Origin of the sequence: sulfur-oxidizing endosymbiont of Gigantopelta aegis, assembly GCF_016097415.1 — a bacterium.
Lineage (GTDB): Bacteria > Pseudomonadota > Gammaproteobacteria > GRL18 > GRL18 > GRL18.
In genome coordinates this window covers 2,056,215-2,076,285 of the sequence record NZ_JAEHGE010000001.1, presented here as the reverse complement: position 1 = coordinate 2,076,285, position 20,071 = coordinate 2,056,215, and the positions used below count along the sequence as shown (strand labels likewise).

Genomic DNA, 20,071 nt, shown 5'->3' with positions numbered 1-20,071 from the left:
AAATAATAGCAAGCTTAGAAAAACAACTCATCCAATATTAAGCAGTACACAATCCTGTCGCTATTATTCTTGCCTGAGTATCAGCAACAAGAATAATATCTAATGACGTTGCAGCTTCACTACTGAGTTGCTCTAAAGTCTGCTCAACAATACCGGCAATACGTGTAAATGATATTTGTTCCTGCAAAAAAGCCTCAACAGCCACTTCATTGGCCGCATTTAAAATAGCCGGAGCTGTACCGCCAGCACGTAGGGCATCATAGGCCAAGCGCAAGCAGACAAAACGTTCAAAATCCGCTTGTTGAAAATTCAATTGCGCAACCTTAAAGATATCTAATTGTGCCACACCAGAATTCATGCGCTCCGGCCATGCCATTGCATGAGCAATGGGGGTGCGCATATCAGGATTGCCCAATTGCGCCAATACCGAACCATCGTTATAGGATACCATAGAATGAATCACACTTTGCGGATGGATAACCACCTGAATATCATCAGCCGTCGCATTAAATAAGCAACTGGCTTCAATGACCTCCAGTCCTTTATTCATCATCGTGGCAGAATCAACGGATATTTTCCGTCCCATTTCCCAATTCGGATGAGCACAGGCTTGATCCGGTGTGACATGATGTAATTCATCCAGTGTTTTACTTAAAAACGGCCCACCTGAGGCTGTCAGCAGAATTTTTTCTACACCGGCAAGTAATAAGGCATTACCCGAATCAATACTCGCCCCATTACGGGTCAATTGTTCCGGCATCGACTGAAAAATGGCATTATGCTCGCTATCAATGGGTAATAATATCGCATCATTATCCTTTACCGCTTGCATAAACAAGTCACCGGACATCACCAATGATTCTTTATTGGCTAGTAAAATTCGCTTGCCACTACGTGCCGCCGCTAGCGATGAATTAAGTCCAGCCGCGCCTACGATGGCTGCCATGACATAATCGACGTCTTTATCAGCGGCAATATCATCCAAAGCCTGGCTGCCCGAGAACACTTGAATATGAGAAGTTTGAGCATTAGCTTTTAGGCGTTGCTCTAATGTATGAGCCGAAGCTTCATCGACCATTACCACTTTGACAGGGGAAAATTGCACACATTGCTCATAGATCCGTTCAACATTTTTATTGGCGGTGAGTGCATAGGCACAAAAGCGTTCTGGCTGTCTGGCAATCACATCCAGCGTACTGGTACCTATAGACCCAGTTGATCCTAATATTGCTACATTGATCATGCAGAGATTCTCATTAACTCATTCTGACTTAGAATCGATTGATTCCAATTCGTTCAAAATTTATAGATACACCAATGATAGTGCGATTAAAAATACTGGGCAAGCCGCAGTGATGCTATCGATACGATCTAAGATGCCACCATGTCCGGGCAGTATATTGCCACTGTCTTTGATATCGGCCTGACGCTTAAACATACTTTCCATAAGATCACCAATAACAGAAAAGATAACCGTCACCAGTGTAATACCGATAACATTAAAATAGTCTTGCAACTGACCGCCATGCCATGCGGTAAATAGAATAACAATCAATACCGCTAATAATAAGCCACCCATTACACCCTCAATGGATTTTCCAGGGCTGACTTTAGGTGCAAGTTTGTTTTTACCAAAACGCTTGCCAGAAAAATAGGCACCGGTATCCGCCGCCCAAATCAACATCATAGACGAGAGCAATAAATACGGGCCACTTATTTGTGTTTGAGCAAATTGCAATGCTTCAATTTCATGAATTTTAACCACGGCATACCAAGCAATGCTTAATAGAAAAAAGCCCATGATGGAAATAATGATAATTTTGCCACTCCAGAAGCTAGCACTTTTGGGGTAGGCGACTAATAACACGAAGGCAAAAAGCCAAAATACCGCCGCAAGGCCATTCATAAAGTTCATCGGCAAAATAAAATTAAGCAGCCATATAGAGAGCAATATCACTGCCACCATCAACACATAGGCTAGTTTTGCCAATACGGAAGGGAATTTAGCAAAGCCCGCCCACTCATACGCACCCAATAACATGACCAAGCCAAACAGAGCGGCAAAATAGTGCTTAGGTAAAAACAAAATGCCACTGACGGCAAGGGGAAATAGGATTAAAGCGGTAATAACTCTTAGTTTTAACATGCAGTGTTATTCTTCTTTTAATTGTTCACCGGTACGGCCAAATCGTCTTTGTCGGGCATGAAAAGAGTCAATAGCATCGAGAAAAATCTTTTTATTAAAATCTGGCCATAGGGTATCGGTAAAGAAAAATTCGCAATAGGCTAATTGCCAAAGAACAAAATTACTGATGCGTTGCTCACCACCGGTACGAATGAACAAGTCCGGTTCAGCCAAGCCACTCATAGAAAGATGTGCTTCTATGGTGGTTTCGTCAATTTCGTCTGCCTTCATCTCGCCAGCCTGCACTTTAAGCGCAATCTGACGAGTAGCCTGAGCCATATCCCAACGGCCACCATAATTAGCAGCAATATTAAAGACCAGACCATCATTGTCCGCAGTTAAAGCCACTGCATCGTCAATCAGACCTCTGATTTTATCTGAAAAAGCAGATAATTCACCAATCACACGTAATTGTACATTGTTCTCATTGAGTTTTTTTACTTCACGAGTCAGAGCCGTGGCAAATAACTCCATGAGCAGGCCCACTTCTTTTTCCGGACGACGCCAATTTTCACTACTAAAGGCAAAAACGGTTAAAACTTCCAGTTTTTCTTCAACACAGGCAGCAACAATTTTGCGTAATGCACTCAAGCCCGCTTTATGCCCTGCAAAGCGAGGCATAAAGCGTTTTTTTGCCCAACGACCATTACCATCCATAATGATGCAGACATGTTTAAGGGCATTGCCTTTGGCACGAGTGGGATTATCCGCTGACATGCTAGATTTCCATCAAGTCTTTTTCTTTAACCGAAAGGATATCATCAATTGCTTTAACATGCTTATCAGTCAATTTCTGCACAAAGTCTTGTCCACGACGTTCTTCATCTTCTGATATATCTTTATCTTTTTCTAACTCTTTTAGAGAGCCATTGGCATCGCGACGAATATTACGAATGGCCACTTTAGCATTTTCGCCTTCATTACGAACCACTTTGATAAGCCCTTTGCGGGTTTCTTCGGTCAGAGGCGGTAAAGGAATGCGCATCAAATCACCACTGGTGCTTGGATTTAGCCCCAAGTCTGATTTCATAATGGCTTTTTCTACGACCGGTGTCATTTGTTTTTCCCAAACCTGAATCGATAGAGTCCTGGAATCCAAAATAGAGATATTAGCGACCTGATTTAAAGGCGTTTCATTACCATAATAATCAACAGTAATACTATCGAGTAAACTGGTATGGGCACGCCCCGTTCGAACTTTTGTTAATTCTTGTCTTAAGGATTCGATGCTCTTGCTCATGCGAGCATCTGCATCGTTTTGAATTTCATTAATCACATCATTCTCCCAAATTCCCAAAATTTCTGAATTCTAATTTAAACACCAAATATCAGAAATAGGTTAAACACTTTTTTTTAAACTTTGCTATAGGATTAAAACTTTAGCTTGCGTAATTATTTGACCAGCGTTCCTTCTTGCTCACCATTCATTACCTTATCTAAAGCGCCTTCTTTGGTCATATTATAAACCCGAATTGGCATATTATGATCACGACATAATACAATAGCAGTCGTATCCATGACATTAAGTTTCTTTTCTAAGACTTCATCGAATGTCAAATTGTCATACATAGTAGCACTCGGATCTTTAACTGGATCAGCAGAATAAACACCGTCAACTTTAGTTGCTTTGATAACAATATCCGCTTCTATTTCAATACCGCGTAAACTAGCAGCAGAATCTGTAGTAAAGAAGGGATTGCCAGTACCGGCAGCAAAGATTGCAACCCGTCCCTTTTCCAGGTGACGAATAGCACGACGACGAATATAGTCTTCACAGACTTGATGGATAGGTAAAGCTGACATAACGCGGGCAGGCACACCATTTTTTTCCAGTGAATCCTGCATCGCTAGAGAGTTGATGACGGTTGCCAACATACCCATGTGATCGCCTGCAACGCGATCCATTCCAGAAGCAGCCAAACCAACGCCACGGAAAATATTACCGCCACCAATAACAAGACCTACTTGTATGCCCTTGTCAATTTGACGTTTTATTTCCTGAGAAACGTAAGTCAGCACCTGCGGGTCAATACCAAAATTTTGTTCTCCCATCAATGCCTCACCACTGAGTTTTAATAGGACTCTTTGATATTTTGCGCTCACAGGCTGCTCCTTTTTTATTTGTTTTTTGTAGGACGGACATTGCCCGCCAGCAGTACTCATTAAACAGTGATGGCAGGCCAATGAATACCTGCCCTGCTAAAAAAAGCGTTTAACCGCCAATCTGTGCCATTACTTCTGCTGCAAAGTCTTCATTTTTCTTTTCAATGCCTTCGCCAACTTCCAGACGGGTAAAGCCAAGAATAGTTGCACCGGCATCTTTAACTAATTGCTCGACAGTGATGTCAGGGTTTTTAACGAAAGGCTGACCCACTAAAGTGTTATCTTTAATGAAGCGCTTGATCTTACCTGCGACAATTTTCTCGATAATATTTTCAGGCTTACCACTATTAGCGGCTTCAGCGGCTGCGATTTCTTTTTCTTTGGCCAGTTCAGTTGCGTCTAAAGAAGACTCGTCCAGACCTTTAGGGTTACTGGCGGCAACATGCATGGCGACATCTTTAATTAACTCTTGATTGCCATCTTTCATATCAACCACTACACCAATCTTAGTGCCGTGTAGGTATGCGCCTAACTCACCTTCAGTTTCAAAGGTCATAAAACGACGTACCGACATGTTTTCACCGATTTTAGCAATCATTGTTTTTAGAATGATGTTGATGCTTTCAGAACCGTCAGTTAAAGACAGCTCTAATAATGTCGCCACGTCAGCAGGATCATCCGCTAGAATACGCTTAGCAACCGCACTGGCAAAATCACCAAACTCGTCGCCCATGGCAACAAAGTCAGTTTCACAGTTCACTTCCAACATAACACCTTTTTTGTTGTCAGCACTGAATTCAACCACAACTTTACCTTCAGAAGCAATACGACCGGCTTTTTTGTCTGCTTTAGCCAGACCCGTTTTACGCATTAATTCGATAGCCGCTTCAATATCACCATCAGTTTCAACCAATGATTTCTTACATTCCATCATGCCAGCGCCTGTGCGCTCACGTAGTTCTTTAACCATTGCAGCAGTAATTGCCATTTTTTTTGACCTCGTTTATTCAAAACGGGCAGTAGTGATCGCATTGACCTATCTACTGCCCGATTATAATTCTGGATTGTTTTGAGTCCGCTGAGACACTATATTAGTAGCGCTCAGCAGACTATGCTCTACGTATTGAGACGTATTAAGATGCTTCTGCTGTTGCTGCACCCTTATTAGAGTTGTCAACTTCAACAAACTCATCAGAGGCAACCTTTTCTGTGCTCGCCGCTTTAGCATCTAGCACTGACTCTGCTGCTGTTTCTGTATACAGATTGTTGGCACGAATCGCATCGTCATTACCAGGAATGATATAATCAATGCCATCAGCTTTGTTATTAGTATCAACAACACCAATGACTGGAATGCCTAGCTTGTTAGCTTCTAGCACAGCAATTTTTTCGTGGCCAACATCAATGATGAAAACAGCTGAAGGTAGATTGTTCATATCTTTAATACCACCAAGACTCTTTTCTAGCTTTTCCATTTCACGGGAGTTCATTAGAACTTCTTTTTTGGTCAAGGTATCAAAAGTACCATCTTCTGAGGCTTTTTCTAAGTATTTTAAACGTTTGATAGACTGCTTGACTGTTTTAAAGTTAGTCAGCATGCCACCTAACCAACGGTGGTTGACATAAGGCATACCACAACGTAATGCTTGTTCTTTAACGGCTTTGCCCGCTGCACGCTTGGTGCCAACGAATAAGATTTTGCCACGCTTAGCTGCAATCTGACCAATGAAGTTCATTGCATCATTGAACATAGGCAATGTTGCTTCTAAGTTGATGATATGAATTTTGTTGCGATCACCGAAGATGTACTGACCCATCTTTGGATTCCAATAACGAGTCTGGTGACCGAAATGAACGCCTGCTTCAAGCATTTGACGCATTGTAACTTTTGCCATGATAAATTCCTTTGTATAGGGGTTAAATCTTCCCAATATCCCATAAACCAACCTGATTTTTCACCATCATTAAGCAATTAAGCAGTAATAATCGTGTCCAGGCACCCGGATTTACGTGTCGATAGAGGGTCGGAATAATAAAAAACCTTATTAGACATCTACGTATAACAAGGCGTGCATATTATTCCATAAAACCAGCTAAACAACAATATTTCTTTTAATTCGCATTTATCTTTTTAATGCTCTTCCATAAATTCATCTCTGGAATAAATATTGGCCTTCTTTTGGCAGTTTTTTTGCTAGATTTTGTCAAATGTAGGTATAATGCGGATTGGATTTTCTAAAAAGAAGTTGAGTCATGAGCATTAGTATAAAAACCCCTGAAGAAATTGAAAAAATGCGCATTGCTGGTAAGTTGGCAGCCGATGTACTGGAAATGATTGCCCCCCACGTCAATGCTGGCATCACCACCGATGAGCTGGATAAAATATGCCATGACTATATAGTCAACGAACAGCAAGCGATACCAGCGCCCCTTAATTATCATGGTTTTCCAAAGTCTATCTGCACTTCGGTCAACAATCAAATTTGCCATGGTATTCCCAGTGATAAAAAGCTCAAAAGCGGGGATATTATTAATATTGATATTACCGTCATCAAGGATGGCTATCATGGCGATACCAGCAAGATGTTTTTAGTCGGCAAGCCCTCTATTTTATCCGAGCGTCTCTGCCGTATCAGTCATGAATGTTTATTTACCGGCATTGAAATGGTTAAGCCCGGCATTCATCTCGGTGATATTGGCCATGCGATTGCCCAACATGCGGAAAAAAACAACTTTTCAGTGGTCAGAGAATATTGCGGTCATGGCATTGGAGTGAACTTTCACGAAGATCCACAAGTACTGCATTATGGTAAGCCCGGCACCAAAGAACAACTGGAAGAAGGCATGACCTTCACCATTGAACCCATGATCAATGCCGGTAAACGTCAAGTGCGAGTCTTGCCGGATAAATGGACCGTTGTCACCAAGGATCGGAGTTTATCAGCACAATGGGAGCATACTATTCTCGTCACCTCAGATGGCTATGAAGTGCTCACGCTTCGTGATGAAGAACGCTAATTAGTTACTACAATAATTGCTAATAATTAAAAAACTCATCAATATTTATTTAGGAATCCATTAATGCCACTCAGCATCTCCCCTTCTCTTGAAGTATTATTTGATTTCAACTCACTTGAAGCTGAGTTGGCACAAAGTAAAACGCCATTAATTCCCCTAAAAGCAGCAGTTAAAGCGGTTTATGAAAAACAAATACTACAGTTTCAGGAAAAACATAATGTTGTTCATTTAATCCATGAACGCTCTCAGGCCATTGATATTATTCTTAGCCTTGCCTGGTCATATTATAATTTAGGCGAAAATGCCGCTTTGCTGGCCGTTGGTGGTTATGGTCGCGGTGAGTTACACCCTCATAGTGATGTTGATTTACTTTTATTGCACGATGCAGAACATTGTCTGGATGAAGCCTGTTTAGATGAGCAATCCGATGCCAATAAGGCCTTTGTTGAAAACCTGCAAATGTTCATTACCCTACTATGGGATATTGGACTGGAAATTGGTCATAGCGTACGCACCGTAGACGAATGTATCAAAGAAGCTGAGGATGATATTACTATCATCAGTAATTTGATGGAATCCCGTTTAATTACTGGCGATCAGAAGCTCTATGAGCAACTTGCCTGCCAATTAAGCCCCGATAATCTATGGCCAACCAAAACATTCACTGCCGCTAAAATCCAAGAAAAAAACCAGCGTTACTTAAAGTTTAATGAAACAGCCTATAATCTCGAACCCAATATTAAAGAAGGCCCTGGCGGTCTACGCGATATTCAGCTCATAGGCTGGGTAGCAAAACGTCACTTTGATGTGGACAGTCTGAAACAATTAGTCGGACACAACTTTCTGACCCCCTATGAATTTGAGCAATTAGAAAATGGCCAGAATTTTCTTTGGAAAATCCGTTTTGCCCTGCATGTTTTATGCAAACGTCATGAAGAACGCTTATTATTTGATTATCAACGCGAGTTAGCACAGCAATTTGGCTGTCAGGATTGTGCGGGAAAATTAGCCGTTGAGTGCTTTATGACTGACTATTATCAAACAGTGATGCAATTAGAACGTCTCAATGAAATGCTTCTGCAATATTTTCAGGAAGTGATTATTTTCAGTGATGCCACGACTGAGCCGAAAAAAATTAATCGTCGCTTCATTAACTACAAGGGCTATATTGCTGCTGCGAATAAAAACATCTTTCGCCAATATCCCTTTGCACTCTTAGAAATTTTTCTCTTGCTTTGCCAGGATCCCAAATTAAAAGGCGTTCGCGCCAGCACCATTCGCCTTATCCGTGCCAATAATTATCTTATCGATGATAGTTTTCGCAAAGACTTACGTTGCCGTAGTTTATTTATGGAAATTCTCCGCCAGCCTTTTGGTATTACCCACGAGATGCGGCGCATGAATCGTTATGGCGTATTAGAGGCTTATATCCCTGAGTTCAAACAGATTGTAGGACAGATGCAGCACGATTTATATCATGCCTATACCGTGGATGAACATACTTTAAAAGTATTGCGTAATACCCGTCGTTTATTTGTTGAAAAACACGATGATGAGTTGCCTCTGGGTAGTAAAATCGCTAAGACGCTGCCCAAGCCTGAGCTTTTGTATCTGGCAGCATTATTTCATGACATTGCCAAAGGACGTGGTGGCCAACACGCTGAACTTGGTGCCGTTGATGTTGAACAGTTTTGTCAAAAACACGATCTCAACCATCAGGATATTCGCTTGGTTACCTGGTTGGTACGCAATCATCTGATCATGTCTTCAACCGCCCAGCGTAAGGATATTAATGATCCTGGCGTCATTCATGAGTTTGCCTTACAGGTCGGCGATAACCTGTATCTTGATTATCTCTATATGCTGACAGTTTCTGACATTCGTGCTACCAGTCCCAAAATTTGGAATAGTTGGAAAGGTTCGCTCCTATCACAACTATACAACTTAACCAAAGTAGCTTTAAATAAAGGCTTAGAAAATCCTCAACGTCAAGAGGAATACATAAAAAACTTCAAAACGATTGCACTGGATAAATTATCCGATAAAAACATTGCCCAAGCGGATATTATGGCACTTTGGTCTACTTTGCCTGATGAATATTTTATTAAGTTTCAGCCTAAAGAAATTGTCTGGCAAACTGCGGCTATTTTAAGCCTTGGCTCCGACAGCCATACATCTGAAGCCGATAAACCGCTGGTGCTTATCAGTACTTTGGGTGAACACGGTGGTACAGAAATTTTTATTTACACTAAGAAGCAGGACTATATTTTTTCTTTAGTCACCTCTACACTCTCACAACTCTTACTCGATGTGATTGAAGCTAAAACAATTTCATCATCCAATGGTTACATCTATCACACTTATTTTGTACTGGAAGCCGATGGTTCTGTCGTCACGGATGAAGAACGCATCGCAACTATTCGTTTATCACTCGAAGAAAATCTGGCTCAGGATAGAGCTGAAAAAGATGAATTGGAACTGCCTACGATCACCCAGCGTCTCAGCCGTAGTGAAAAACAATTTTCCCATGAAACCCTCGTGCAATTTGATGAGGATTTAGAAAACAATCAAACCTTGATGAGCATTTCAGCGGCAAACCGTCCATCCCTACTCTCACATATTGGCCAGGCATTGATCGAATGCCAAATTTCTCTGGATAATGCCAAAATATCTACCTTTGGTGAAAAAGTTGAAGATGTATTTGTGATCCGGGATAGAAACAACCAAATGATTACTGATATCAAACAACAGGAAGGTATTCGTAAAGCGATTATTCGACGGATTGAAGCGATTAATTAGTTTTGAAGTTAATTCATGCTGATGCGCTTCGTTCCTCAGCAGCATCCTACGGGTGCAATTGTATTTATAAAGTGATGTAGTTTTACGGCTTAACCTTCTACTTTAATAAACTCCAGTCCATTGCCATCTGGATCGCGGCAAAATAAGGCTTCCCGTCCTGAACGGCTCATGGTGAAAGGTAGTTTTTTTGCTGCTAAATTAGCCCTTATAGCATCGATGCTCGTCACATGAATAGCCAAGTGACGGTCACGGCCTGCATGTTCCGGCATATTGACAGGCTGTTCTGTTGCTGGCAACTTTAATAAATGAATTTGTTGCTCTCCAATATCTAACCAAGCCCCCTCAAAACTCATATCAGGACGTTGTAGATTTTTTTGCAAGCCAATAACCTCACAATAAAACTGCAAGGAACGGCTTAAATCCTTAACGATAAGGCTACCATGGTGAAGTCGGAGAAAGATAGAATGATTTTTCATGACATTATTGTATGAACATAGGGAAAAATAGCAAAGTTTATTTGATGCCGGGGCAATAATTCTTTTATAATAGCCGGATCTGATTTTGAGAAATGACGGAATGAACCCTGCATTAGAATTACTGAAACCCTATCCATTTGAAAAACTGGCGGAATTAAAGAAAAACATTAATCCCAATGGTCAGTTAAAGCACATCGCCTTATCCATTGGTGAGCCTAAACACGAGCCTCCGGGCTTTGTCTTTGATGCGATTAAAAATAATTTTAATGGTCTGGCCCAATACCCATCCACCCGGGGTATGCCTGCATTACGCCAAACCCTTGCCAGTTGGATTGAACGGCGCTTCAAGCTAAATGAAAATCAACTTGATCCTGAGACTCAAGTATTACCTGTCAATGGTACTCGCGAGGCATTGTTTTCCTTTGCTCAGGCAGTTATTGACCGAAAGGAGAGAGATCCCTTAGTGGTTATGCCTAATCCCTTCTATCAAATTTATGAAGGGGCGGCTATTCTCGCCGGTGCAACACCCTATTTCGTCAATGCCTGCGAAAGAACCTATTTTTTACCTGATTTTGATAATATTCCAACTAACATCTGGAAACACTGCCAGCTATTGTATATTTGTTCGCCCGGCAACCCATCCGGTGAAGTCATTGATAAGTCTTCAATGCAAAAGTTAATTCGTATTGCGCATCAGTATGACTTTATTATTGCTTCCGACGAATGTTATTCCGAACTGTATCGAGAAGAGCACCGCCCACCACCTGGCTTGCTGGAAGCAGCCAATGATATGGGCGTGAGTGACTTTAAAAACCTGGTAGCATTTAATAGCCTATCCAAGCGTTCAAATGTACCTGGCCTGCGTTCTGGCTATATTGCGGGTGATGCGGAGATTATTAAAAAGTTTTTGTTGTATCGCACCTACCATGGTTCAGCCATGCCAATCACTACACAATACGCCAGTATTGCTTGTTGGCAGGACGAAAACCATGTATTAGCTAACCGCGATGCCTATCGGGAAAAATATAAGGCCTTTATTGAGATTTTAAACCCGGTGATTGAAATCCACGCACCACCCGCATCATTCTACATCTGGCTTAAAGTCCCCTGTGGCGACGATGAAAAGTTTGCTGCAAAATTATTTCAAGATCAAAATATTACTGTACTACCCGGCAGTTATCTGTCACGAAAAACCGGTCAGGCTAATCCTGGTCTTGGCTATGCAAGAATTGCGCTGGTTGCACCCCTTGAAGAATGCATCGAAGCGGCAAATCGTATCCGTACCTATTTAAAGCGTTATAAGGAATAATTTATGAGCGACATGCAAGAGATTATCGAACAAGCATTTGAAAACCGAGCTGAAATCACGCCTGTTTCTGTTGACACTCACGTCAAAGAAGCCGTTATGGAAGCCATTCAAATGCTGGACAGTGGTCGCCTGAGAGTGGCTGAAAAAATTGATGGTGACTGGGTCGTTCACCAGTGGCTCAAAAAAGCAGTATTATTATCTTTCCGCATCGAAGACAATCACTTGATGAAAAGCGGTTCAACCAACTATTTTGATAAGGTTCAGTCAAAGTTTCAGGATTATAACTCCCGCGACTTCCGTGAAGCCGGTATTCGTGTCGTCCCACCTGCAACCGTTAGAAAAGGCGTTTATATTGCTCCGGGCGTAGTTTTAATGCCGTCGTATTGTAATATCGGTGCTTATGTTGATAGCGGTACAATGGTTGATACTTGGGCAACGGTTGGTTCTTGCGCACAAATCGGTAAGAATGTTCACCTATCAGGTGGTGTTGGCATCGGTGGCGTACTTGAGCCATTACAAGCAGGCCCCACGATTATTGAAGACAATTGCTTTATTGGCGCACGTTCAGAAGTGGTTGAAGGTGTGATCGTTGAAGAAGGTTCGGTTATTTCAATGGGTGTTTACATTGGTCAAAGTACCCGTATTTATAACCGCATGACAGATGAAGTCACCTATGGTCGTGTCCCTGCAGGTTCCGTTGTCGTTTCTGGCAACCTTCCTTCTGCTGATGGTAAATACAGCCTCTATTGTGCTGTGATTGTAAAGCAGGTTGATGCTAAAACACTGGGTAAAGTGGGCATTAATGAGTTATTAAGAAACATTTAATCAGCTCATCACGTATAAGGTGGGCATTGCCCGCCTTATTAAATTGCTTCCAATTTGACTATAAAATTTTCCTACTCGCCTAATTTTCAATATAAAAATTTTAAAACACCCCCCTTCATAAGAGCAATAATAATGATCACTTTATACGGCATTCCCAATTGCAACACGGTCAAAAAAGCCAAAGACTGGCTGACTGAAAACAATATCGAATTTAGCTTTCATAATTTTAAAAAAGACGGTCTGGATCAGGCCACCTTAACACCATGGGTCGATACACTGGGCTGGGAAGTTTTGCTCAACAAGCGCGGTACGACTTGGCGCAAACTCCCGGATGAAACCAAGGCTGACGTTGACAAAGACAAAGCGATTGCTATCATGCTGGACAATACGTCTATTATCAAACGTCCGGTACTGGCCATCGACAATGACTTTTATGTTGCTTTCAAAGATGAGCAATATCAAGATATTTTTAACAACTAAATTTTACTTTCTATTTACAAGCACTTTTACAACCCAAGGTCGGAAAATTCTATGACAAACTTAAGCCCTACCGTGCAACTGGCCAGCGATTTGATCAATATTGACTCTATTACCCCTGATGACAAAGGTTGTCAGGAGTTGATGATTAAGCGTCTGGAAGCAATCGGCTTTAGCATTGAACGCCTGCGCTTGGGTGAAGTGGATAATTTTTGGGCTAAACGCGGTGCGGCTAAGCCCTTATTTGTTTTTGCAGGTCATACCGATGTAGTACCAACCGGTCCTGTAGCGCAATGGCATACTCCCCCCTTTGAAACCACAATCAATGATGGCATACTCTATGGTCGTGGCGCGGCTGATATGAAAGGCAGTCTTGCTGCAATGGTGACAGCCTGTGAACGCTTTGTAGAAAATCACCCCAATCATCAAGGGGCTATCGGCTTTTTAATTACCTCCGATGAAGAAGGCCCAGCGATTAATGGCACAGTGAAAGTCATTGAATACCTGCAAGACAAAGATGAATTCATTGATATGTGCTTAGTGGGTGAGCCATCATGTACCAATCAACTGGGCGATACCATTAAAAATGGTCGTCGCGGCTCTTTAGGTGCTAAATTAATCGTTAAAGGTATTCAAGGCCATGTAGCCTATCCGCATTTGGCAAAAAACCCCATTCATCAAGTTGCTCCAGCACTGGCTGAACTGACATCAATAGAATGGGATCAGGGCAATGAGTTTTTCCCATCCACCAGTTTTCAAATATCCAATATCAATTCTGGCACTGGCGCAACCAATGTCATTCCCGGTGAAGTGGAAGTCCTGTTTAATTTCCGTTTTTCTACAGAGCTCACGCAAGAAAAAATTGCCAGCCGTGTCGAAAAAATTCTCGACAGTCATGGTTTTGACTATGATCTAGAATGGGTCTTATCCGGACATCCTTTTTTAACTGCCGAAGGTGCCTTGGTTGAAGCCGCACAGGCTAGCATCAAGGCTATAACCGGCATTGAAACAGAACTTTCAACGGCTGGTGGCACTTCGGATGGTCGCTTTATCGCCCCCACCGGTTCGCAGGTAATCGAAATAGGGCCACTTAATGCAACCATTCATAAAGTCAATGAATGTGTTGGCACTCAAGAGCTGGATGATTTATCATTAATCTATGAAAAAATTCTAGAGAAATTGTTATAACAAATTAGGATAATAATAAATGAAGATATTGGTTACCGGTGGAGCCGGTTATATTGGCAGTCATACTTGTGTTGAATTACTTAATAATGGTTATGAAGTTGTGGTTGTCGATAACCTGTGCAACTCAAGTGAAGAATCCCTGCAACGTGTTAAAACCATCACCGGTAAAGAAACCATTTTCTACCAACAAGATATTCTTGATGAAAAAGGCTTGTCGGCCATATTTTCTGAGCACAAAATTGATGCGGTTATTCATTTTGCGGGTCTTAAAGCCGTAGGCGAATCCGTTGAAATGCCTTTGGAGTATTATCAGACTAACCTGACAGGTACTTTAGTGCTGTTTAAAGTCATGCGTGATCACGCAGTCAAAAACTTTGTGTTTAGTTCCTCTGCCACTGTTTATGGCGACCCACACACAGTACCCATTACTGAAGATTTTCCATTGTCTGCCACCAATCCTTATGGCCGTTCTAAACTTATTATCGAAGAAATCAGCCATGATTTGTTTGTTGCCGACAAGCAATGGAATATTGCCCTATTACGTTACTTTAATCCGGTTGGCGCACATAAATCAGGCTTAATTGGTGAAGATCCTAATGGCATTCCCAATAATTTAATTCCTTATATATCTCAAGTTGCAGTAGGTAAGCGCGAAGTGCTTTCAGTGTTTGGCGGTGACTATGACACACCTGATGGCACAGGAGTCAGAGACTATATTCATGTGGTTGATCTCGCCAAAGGACATATCAAAGCCTTGGAAAAACTAGTCAGCAAGCCAGGCTTAGTGGTATACAATTTAGGCACAGGCCAAGGCTATAGTGTATTAGAAATGGTAAAAGCCATAGAAAAAGCCTCTGGCAAAGAAGTTCCCTATCAAATAGTTGCTCGTCGCGCGGGTGATATTGCCACCTGTTTTGCTGATCCCGCTTTTGCCTTACAGGAAATTGGCTGGAAGGCCGAGCATGGATTGGATGAAATGGCTGAGGATACCTGGCGTTGGCAGAGTAATAACCCCGATGGTTATCCTGAGTAACAAATTTAACAGTTCAAGGCTTTCCATCATTTTAGCTAAACCAATTTTCCGGAAGCCTTATAAACTCTCTTATAAAAAGCTTACAACTATGTATTTTTATTCATTTCATCATAATTGAAAGACATGTGTACTAGCGTAATTTTTCCGGGTTAACAATACGATGACCATCGACTAAAATCGCATTTTTTAATGAACCACCTAATGCCAGTCCCTGTTCATGTAAGTCTGTTATCTGATCTTTAAAACCAAAGGTTCTTGCCGGGGCAATTTCCTGCTGTAATGATTTATCCTTCAGATTAACAGAAAAGCTTTGTGCGCCAATGGCCTCTTGTTCAAAATCAATAGAAACTGTAATATTTGATTGAATTCCTGGTGATAACAAAGCATATTGATCTCCTTTTTGAACTTTGATCGTTTTATCCTAAAATAATTAGTTGAATCGTAGCGAGAGCGACTTAGGTGCTGAAGATTAAGGGGTTTACAGGTTACTATTTTCTAGTATTACCAGACCAACACTCAGGGTTTATTAATTTCTCCCCAAGCATTTTTATCACTTGATTGAAATCAATGACACTTCAGCCACAAATATCAGATACTTCCCCATAACCTACATTGGCAATTCAAGTTGTGGTAATGTAGCGACTTGAATTTTGTCATAAAAATAATAAGGAGAGCGAAAGCCATGAGTGAAGTGTTCACAAAAAACATGGCCAGAAATATCTTTTATGGAGGCAGTGTATTCTTCTTCCTACTACTTCTGGCCCTTACCTTCGACACGCAAGGCGTTCTCGCCGAGCGTGACCATCGAGAAAATATCACCCCGGAAGTTGTTCTGGGTAAAAAGTCTGGGAAGACAACAACTGTGTTGGTTGTCATACCATTTAGGCGAAGGCGCTTACTTTGCACCGGAGCTGGGCAATGTTTACACCCGTTTTGGTAATAGTAAAGAAGCCATTATTGGTTTCATTAAAAGCCGTCCTAAAAATGGTATTCCTGGTCGCCGCAGCATGCCTCAGTTTAACCTGAGTGATGAAGAGCTGAATGGCATCGCTGAGTTCCTTAAATGGACCTCAGAAGTCAATACGGCTAACTGGCCACCAAACATTCAAGGTTAAGGGAGCGAGACTATGCAATATCAATCACAATCCGTTGCGAAGCTGTATTTTATCGCGGCCATTGCCCTGTTTGTCGGGCAAATACTCTTTGGTGTCGTCTTAGGCGCCCAATATATCTGGGGAGACTTCTTATTCCCGGCTATTCCATTTAATGTTGCCCGTATGGTGCATACTAACTTACTCATCGTCTGGTTATTGTTTGGCTTTATGGGCGCTGCGTACTACCTCATCCCCGAAGAATCTGAAACCGAGCTATTCAGCCCTATGTGGGCCGTTGCCCTGTTCTGGATATTTCTCGCGGCGGGTGTTGCGACTATCCTAGGTTACTTACTCGTCCCTTATGCCACCTTGGCAGAGATGACCATGAATGACCTCTTGCCCACCATGGGACGAGAATTCCTCGAACAACCCACGATAACCAAAATTGGTATTGTGATTGTGGCTCTGGGTTTCTTATTCAATGTTGGCATGACCATGCTTAAGGGTCGTAAAACCGTCATTAGTATGATTATGTTTATTGGTCTGACCGGTTTAGCCGTATTCTTCTTGTTCTCCTTTGTTAATCCAGCCAACCTGATTTTAGACAAATTCTGGTGGTGGTGGGTTGTTCACATGTGGGTTGAAGGTGTTTGGGAATTAATCATGGGCGCAATGCTGGCCTTTGTACTGATTAAAACCACCGGTGTGGATAGAGAAATCATTGAAAAATGGTTGTATGTCGTTATCGCTATGAGCCTTATTACGGGCTTAATCGGTATGGGACATCACTACTACTGGATTGGTACTCCTGAGTACTGGCAGTGGTGGGGTTCTATCTTCTCAGCCATGGAGCCTATTCCTTTCTTTATGATGGTTTTATATGCCTTTAATATGGTCAACCAACGTCGTCGTGAGCACCCTAATAAGGTGGCTGTTTTATGGGCGCAGGGTACGGCTGTGATGGCATTCTTAGGCGCTGGCGTCTGGGGTTTCATTCATACTTTAGCCCCTGTAAACTATTACACCCACGGTACGCAAATCACCGCAGCTCATGGTCACATGGCTTTCTATGGTGCGTATGTGATGATTAACCTGACCATTATTTCCTATGCTATGCCACTGCTTCGCGGTCGTGCAGCAGCGAATAGTAATCGTGCGCAGGTGGTTGAAATGTGGGCTTTCTGGTTAATGACAGTGGCGATGGTATTCATTACCTTGTTCCTGACGGCAGCCGGTGTACTACAGGTTTGGTTACAGCGTTATACTGAAAATCCTATGAGCTTTATGGCCGTGCAGGAAAAACTGGAAATCTTCTATCTTCTACGTGAGCTAGCCGGTCTGGTATTCTTAATCGGTCTGGGGGTTTATGTGTATAGTTTCTTTGTCGGTGGTGAGGAGGAAGCGACTGCATAGAAACATAAACGTTAACTTTAAGCGTTAAAACTTAAGTTCAAACGAGAGGCGGGGTTTAATCACCCTGCCTTTTTTTATGCATAACATAAGTCTATCTTTTCTATTTCGTCTCAATTATAATTTCGATCACTTAGCAATCCTACCCATGATCATTAAGCAGGAATTATCTTTTGAGTATCAGCAACCTTTTTCAGCAAGAATTACGTCAGCACTATCTTTTTCGCAGTTTGCCTGACGATGCTTTTGAACATATCCTGCAAAAATCTAATTTAGCCTCCCTAAAAAGAAATGAAATCTTATTCGAGCAAGGCAATGAAGCCTCACGCTTTTTTTTGGTGCGCAGTGGTCAGGTGATGTTATTTCAAACCTCACCAGAAGGTAATGAAAAAGTGGTTGATATTATTGGCCCGGGGCAAACATTTGCCGAAGCGGTTATGTTTATGGAAGGTAATCGTTATCCGGTTAATGCGCGTTCAACCAGCAATACTGAGCTGTTTTATTTTGATAATGAAGCCTTTACTAAAGAACTGCTAAAATCCAATGCACTTTGCTTCACTATGATGGCCGACATGAGTACTCGCCTCAAAGGATTGTTGACCGAAATCAGTGAACTGACAATATACAATGCCAAACACCGTTTAATCAGTTACTTGCTGGGGCACATTAATGATTTGCAAGATCAGCCTACGGTCAAACTGACCGCCACAAAATCCATGATAGCCTCTAGATTATCCATTACCCCAGAAACATTTTCACGAATTTTATCCAAACTAAAAAAAGAAGGACTGATCAGTATCGATGATGAAAGCATTACCCTCATCAAACCTGATCAGCTAAAAGAAATTATTGGCGAAACCTTTGAAAAAAGAAAAAGTGGCTGTATGTAAGCAATTTAAAGCTTAAACTTGCTCACTAAGGCATTGATTTCATGTACCAAACCATCCATTTTTTGGCTCGAATGAGTCACTGTTTCTGAGCCATCTACAATCCCCTGAGCCACCGTATTAATTTCTGAAATACTATGGTTGATCTTATCCGTCACCTGATGTTGCTCAGTGGCTAAACTGGCAATATTCGAGTTCATCGTGGCAATCATAGCAACAGAAGAAGAAATGGTTTCCAAAGACTGCCCTGCCTGAGAGGCCTGAGAAACACTCTCTTGAGCCTGTTCCTTGCCCTGCCCCATCACCGCCACTGCCTGATTAGATGCCGTTTGCAAACGTTCTATCATCTGCTCAATTTCTTTGGTTGATTCTTGAGTGCGGCTTGCCAGCGTGCGAACTTCATCCGCCACTACCGCAAAACCTCGCCCTTGCTCACCCGCACGAGCAGCTTCAATGGCCGCATTGAGAGCCAATAAATTAGTTTGTTCTGCAATGCCTTTGATCACATCAATCACTGTACCGATATTTTCACTGTCTTTAGCCAATTCTTCTAAGGCATCAGAAGTACTGCTGACATTAGTCGCCAGATTACGAATAGAGCTAATGGTCGAATCCACCTCTTGTTGACCTTTTTGAGTCTCATCAGAAGCATTTTCCACCGCTGTCGATGCTTCGTTGGCATTGTTGCTCATTTCCTGGACTTGTACAGACATTTGACTAATTGAACTTGCAACACTTTCAGTTTGCTGGCGTTGTTGTTTAACTTTATTTTGTGTTTCATTAGTGATCGCATTCATTTCCGAGCAAGTATCTTGTAAACGATTACCCACATCTTTAATTTCACCGATAACATTGCGTAAATTACCACTCATGTGATTGAAACTATGCGCTATATCCCCCACCATATCACTACTCGTCACATCCAGCTTACGCGTTAAATCATTAGCACTGATCAGCTCCGCCGTAGTCGATATACATTGTAATTTTTTGAGTAAAATAATCTTCAATAACCAATAGTTCGTAATACCAATGATCAGACCAGCCGCCACACAGGAGATAACAAACCAGCCCTGCATACCCTCTTTCCAGTCTACAAACAAGTTAGCCCAGACGGGAAAAATAGCCCCGATAACTGTGCCAAAAGCCAAAAAGGTAATAAATAAATTTTTTAATATGCTTGGTTTAGCAAAAGAAAAAGACGCAGCCATATTTCTCTCCATAGATACTTGTTTCGAGTTTAATCAATATTTAAAAAGTGTTCCTACCA

At 41.8% G+C, this 20,071-nt stretch carries 19 protein-coding genes and 1 pseudogene; 10 read left to right on the top strand and 10 right to left on the bottom strand.

Annotated features, from left to right (window positions below; genetic code table 11):
* Window positions 1-37: 37 nt before the first annotated feature.
* The 7 genes from ispC to rpsB all read right to left on the bottom strand — a co-directional run bounded on the left by ispC (window position 38) and on the right by rpsB (window position 6,183).
* On the bottom strand, window positions 38-1,243 hold the full coding sequence (gene ispC / locus JEU79_RS10405) for a 1-deoxy-D-xylulose-5-phosphate reductoisomerase (protein ID WP_198264064.1): 1,206 nt from the start codon (window positions 1,241-1,243) through the stop codon (window positions 38-40).
* Between the two features lie 60 nt (window positions 1,244-1,303).
* Entirely contained in the window at window positions 1,304-2,146 is an 843-nt protein-coding gene (locus JEU79_RS10400) for a phosphatidate cytidylyltransferase (RefSeq protein WP_198264063.1), read from the bottom strand.
* A gap of 6 nt (window positions 2,147-2,152) precedes the next feature.
* Window positions 2,153-2,902, bottom strand: coding sequence for an undecaprenyl pyrophosphate synthase (gene uppS, locus JEU79_RS10395; RefSeq protein ID WP_198264062.1), 750 nt, complete (start codon window positions 2,900-2,902; stop codon window positions 2,153-2,155).
* Window position 2,903: 1 nt separating this feature from the next.
* On the bottom strand, window positions 2,904-3,461 hold the full coding sequence (frr, locus tag JEU79_RS10390) for a ribosome recycling factor (RefSeq protein ID WP_198264061.1): 558 nt from the start codon (window positions 3,459-3,461) through the stop codon (window positions 2,904-2,906).
* Between the two features lie 116 nt (window positions 3,462-3,577).
* Window positions 3,578-4,288, bottom strand: coding sequence for a UMP kinase (gene pyrH, locus JEU79_RS10385; RefSeq protein WP_281400862.1), 711 nt, complete (start codon window positions 4,286-4,288; stop codon window positions 3,578-3,580).
* 109 nt (window positions 4,289-4,397) lie between these two features.
* Complete coding sequence (tsf, locus tag JEU79_RS10380) at window positions 4,398-5,276, bottom strand: translation elongation factor Ts (RefSeq protein WP_198264059.1); 879 nt, start codon at window positions 5,274-5,276, stop codon at window positions 4,398-4,400.
* 145 nt (window positions 5,277-5,421) lie between these two features.
* Entirely contained in the window at window positions 5,422-6,183 is a 762-nt protein-coding gene (rpsB, locus tag JEU79_RS10375) for a 30S ribosomal protein S2 (RefSeq protein WP_198264058.1), read from the bottom strand.
* Between the two features lie 358 nt (window positions 6,184-6,541).
* Between rpsB and map the strand changes: the two genes are divergently transcribed.
* Both map and glnD read left to right on the top strand, forming a co-directional pair.
* Complete coding sequence (gene map / locus JEU79_RS10370) at window positions 6,542-7,306, top strand: type I methionyl aminopeptidase (RefSeq protein WP_198264057.1); 765 nt, start codon at window positions 6,542-6,544, stop codon at window positions 7,304-7,306.
* A 63-nt stretch (window positions 7,307-7,369) separates the two neighbouring features.
* Entirely contained in the window at window positions 7,370-10,105 is a 2,736-nt protein-coding gene (gene glnD, locus JEU79_RS10365) for a [protein-PII] uridylyltransferase (RefSeq protein WP_198264056.1), read from the top strand.
* A gap of 89 nt (window positions 10,106-10,194) precedes the next feature.
* Here glnD and JEU79_RS10360 read toward each other — a convergent pair whose 3' ends face one another.
* On the bottom strand, window positions 10,195-10,581 hold the full coding sequence (locus JEU79_RS10360; RefSeq protein WP_198264055.1) for a VOC family protein: 387 nt from the start codon (window positions 10,579-10,581) through the stop codon (window positions 10,195-10,197).
* Window positions 10,582-10,681: 100 nt separating this feature from the next.
* On the opposite strand from JEU79_RS10360, the gene dapC reads away from it, so the two are divergent.
* The 5 genes from dapC (at window position 10,682) to galE (ending at window position 15,413) form a co-directional block, all read left to right on the top strand.
* A complete protein-coding gene (gene dapC, locus JEU79_RS10355) occupies window positions 10,682-11,890 on the top strand; it encodes a succinyldiaminopimelate transaminase (RefSeq protein WP_198265958.1) in 1,209 nt (402 codons plus the stop codon).
* 3 nt (window positions 11,891-11,893) lie between these two features.
* The gene (dapD, locus tag JEU79_RS10350) at window positions 11,894-12,715 is read left to right on the top strand and encodes a 2,3,4,5-tetrahydropyridine-2,6-dicarboxylate N-succinyltransferase (protein WP_198264054.1); all 822 of its coding nucleotides are present in this window, start codon (window positions 11,894-11,896) and stop codon (window positions 12,713-12,715) included.
* A 132-nt stretch (window positions 12,716-12,847) separates the two neighbouring features.
* Entirely contained in the window at window positions 12,848-13,195 is a 348-nt protein-coding gene (locus JEU79_RS10345; RefSeq protein ID WP_198264053.1) for an ArsC family reductase, read from the top strand.
* 51 nt (window positions 13,196-13,246) lie between these two features.
* A complete protein-coding gene (gene dapE / locus JEU79_RS10340) occupies window positions 13,247-14,380 on the top strand; it encodes a succinyl-diaminopimelate desuccinylase (RefSeq protein WP_198264052.1) in 1,134 nt (377 codons plus the stop codon).
* Window positions 14,381-14,399: 19 nt separating this feature from the next.
* Window positions 14,400-15,413: a UDP-glucose 4-epimerase GalE gene (gene galE / locus JEU79_RS10335; protein WP_198264051.1), complete on the top strand. Its 1,014-nt coding sequence runs from the start codon at window positions 14,400-14,402 to the stop codon at window positions 15,411-15,413.
* A gap of 130 nt (window positions 15,414-15,543) precedes the next feature.
* Here galE and JEU79_RS10330 read toward each other — a convergent pair whose 3' ends face one another.
* Window positions 15,544-15,825 carry a UDP-3-O-acyl-N-acetylglucosamine deacetylase gene (locus JEU79_RS10330; RefSeq protein WP_281401058.1) on the bottom strand — a complete coding sequence of 94 codons (282 nt, stop codon included), beginning with the start codon at window positions 15,823-15,825 and terminating at the stop codon, window positions 15,544-15,546.
* 270 nt (window positions 15,826-16,095) lie between these two features.
* On the opposite strand from JEU79_RS10330, the pseudogene JEU79_RS10325 reads away from it, so the two are divergent.
* The 3 genes and pseudogenes from JEU79_RS10325 (at window position 16,096) to JEU79_RS10315 (ending at window position 18,807) form a co-directional block, all read left to right on the top strand.
* Window positions 16,096-16,528 (top strand): annotated as a pseudogene (locus JEU79_RS10325) (c-type cytochrome).
* Between the two features lie 12 nt (window positions 16,529-16,540).
* A complete protein-coding gene (locus tag JEU79_RS10320; RefSeq protein WP_198264049.1) occupies window positions 16,541-17,920 on the top strand; it encodes a cbb3-type cytochrome c oxidase subunit I in 1,380 nt (459 codons plus the stop codon).
* Between the two features lie 170 nt (window positions 17,921-18,090).
* The gene (locus JEU79_RS10315) at window positions 18,091-18,807 is read left to right on the top strand and encodes a Crp/Fnr family transcriptional regulator (protein WP_198264048.1); all 717 of its coding nucleotides are present in this window, start codon (window positions 18,091-18,093) and stop codon (window positions 18,805-18,807) included.
* A 5-nt stretch (window positions 18,808-18,812) separates the two neighbouring features.
* Here JEU79_RS10315 and JEU79_RS10310 read toward each other — a convergent pair whose 3' ends face one another.
* Window positions 18,813-20,012: a methyl-accepting chemotaxis protein gene (locus JEU79_RS10310; RefSeq protein WP_246540155.1), complete on the bottom strand. Its 1,200-nt coding sequence runs from the start codon at window positions 20,010-20,012 to the stop codon at window positions 18,813-18,815.
* Between the last annotated feature and the right edge of the window lie 59 nt (window positions 20,013-20,071).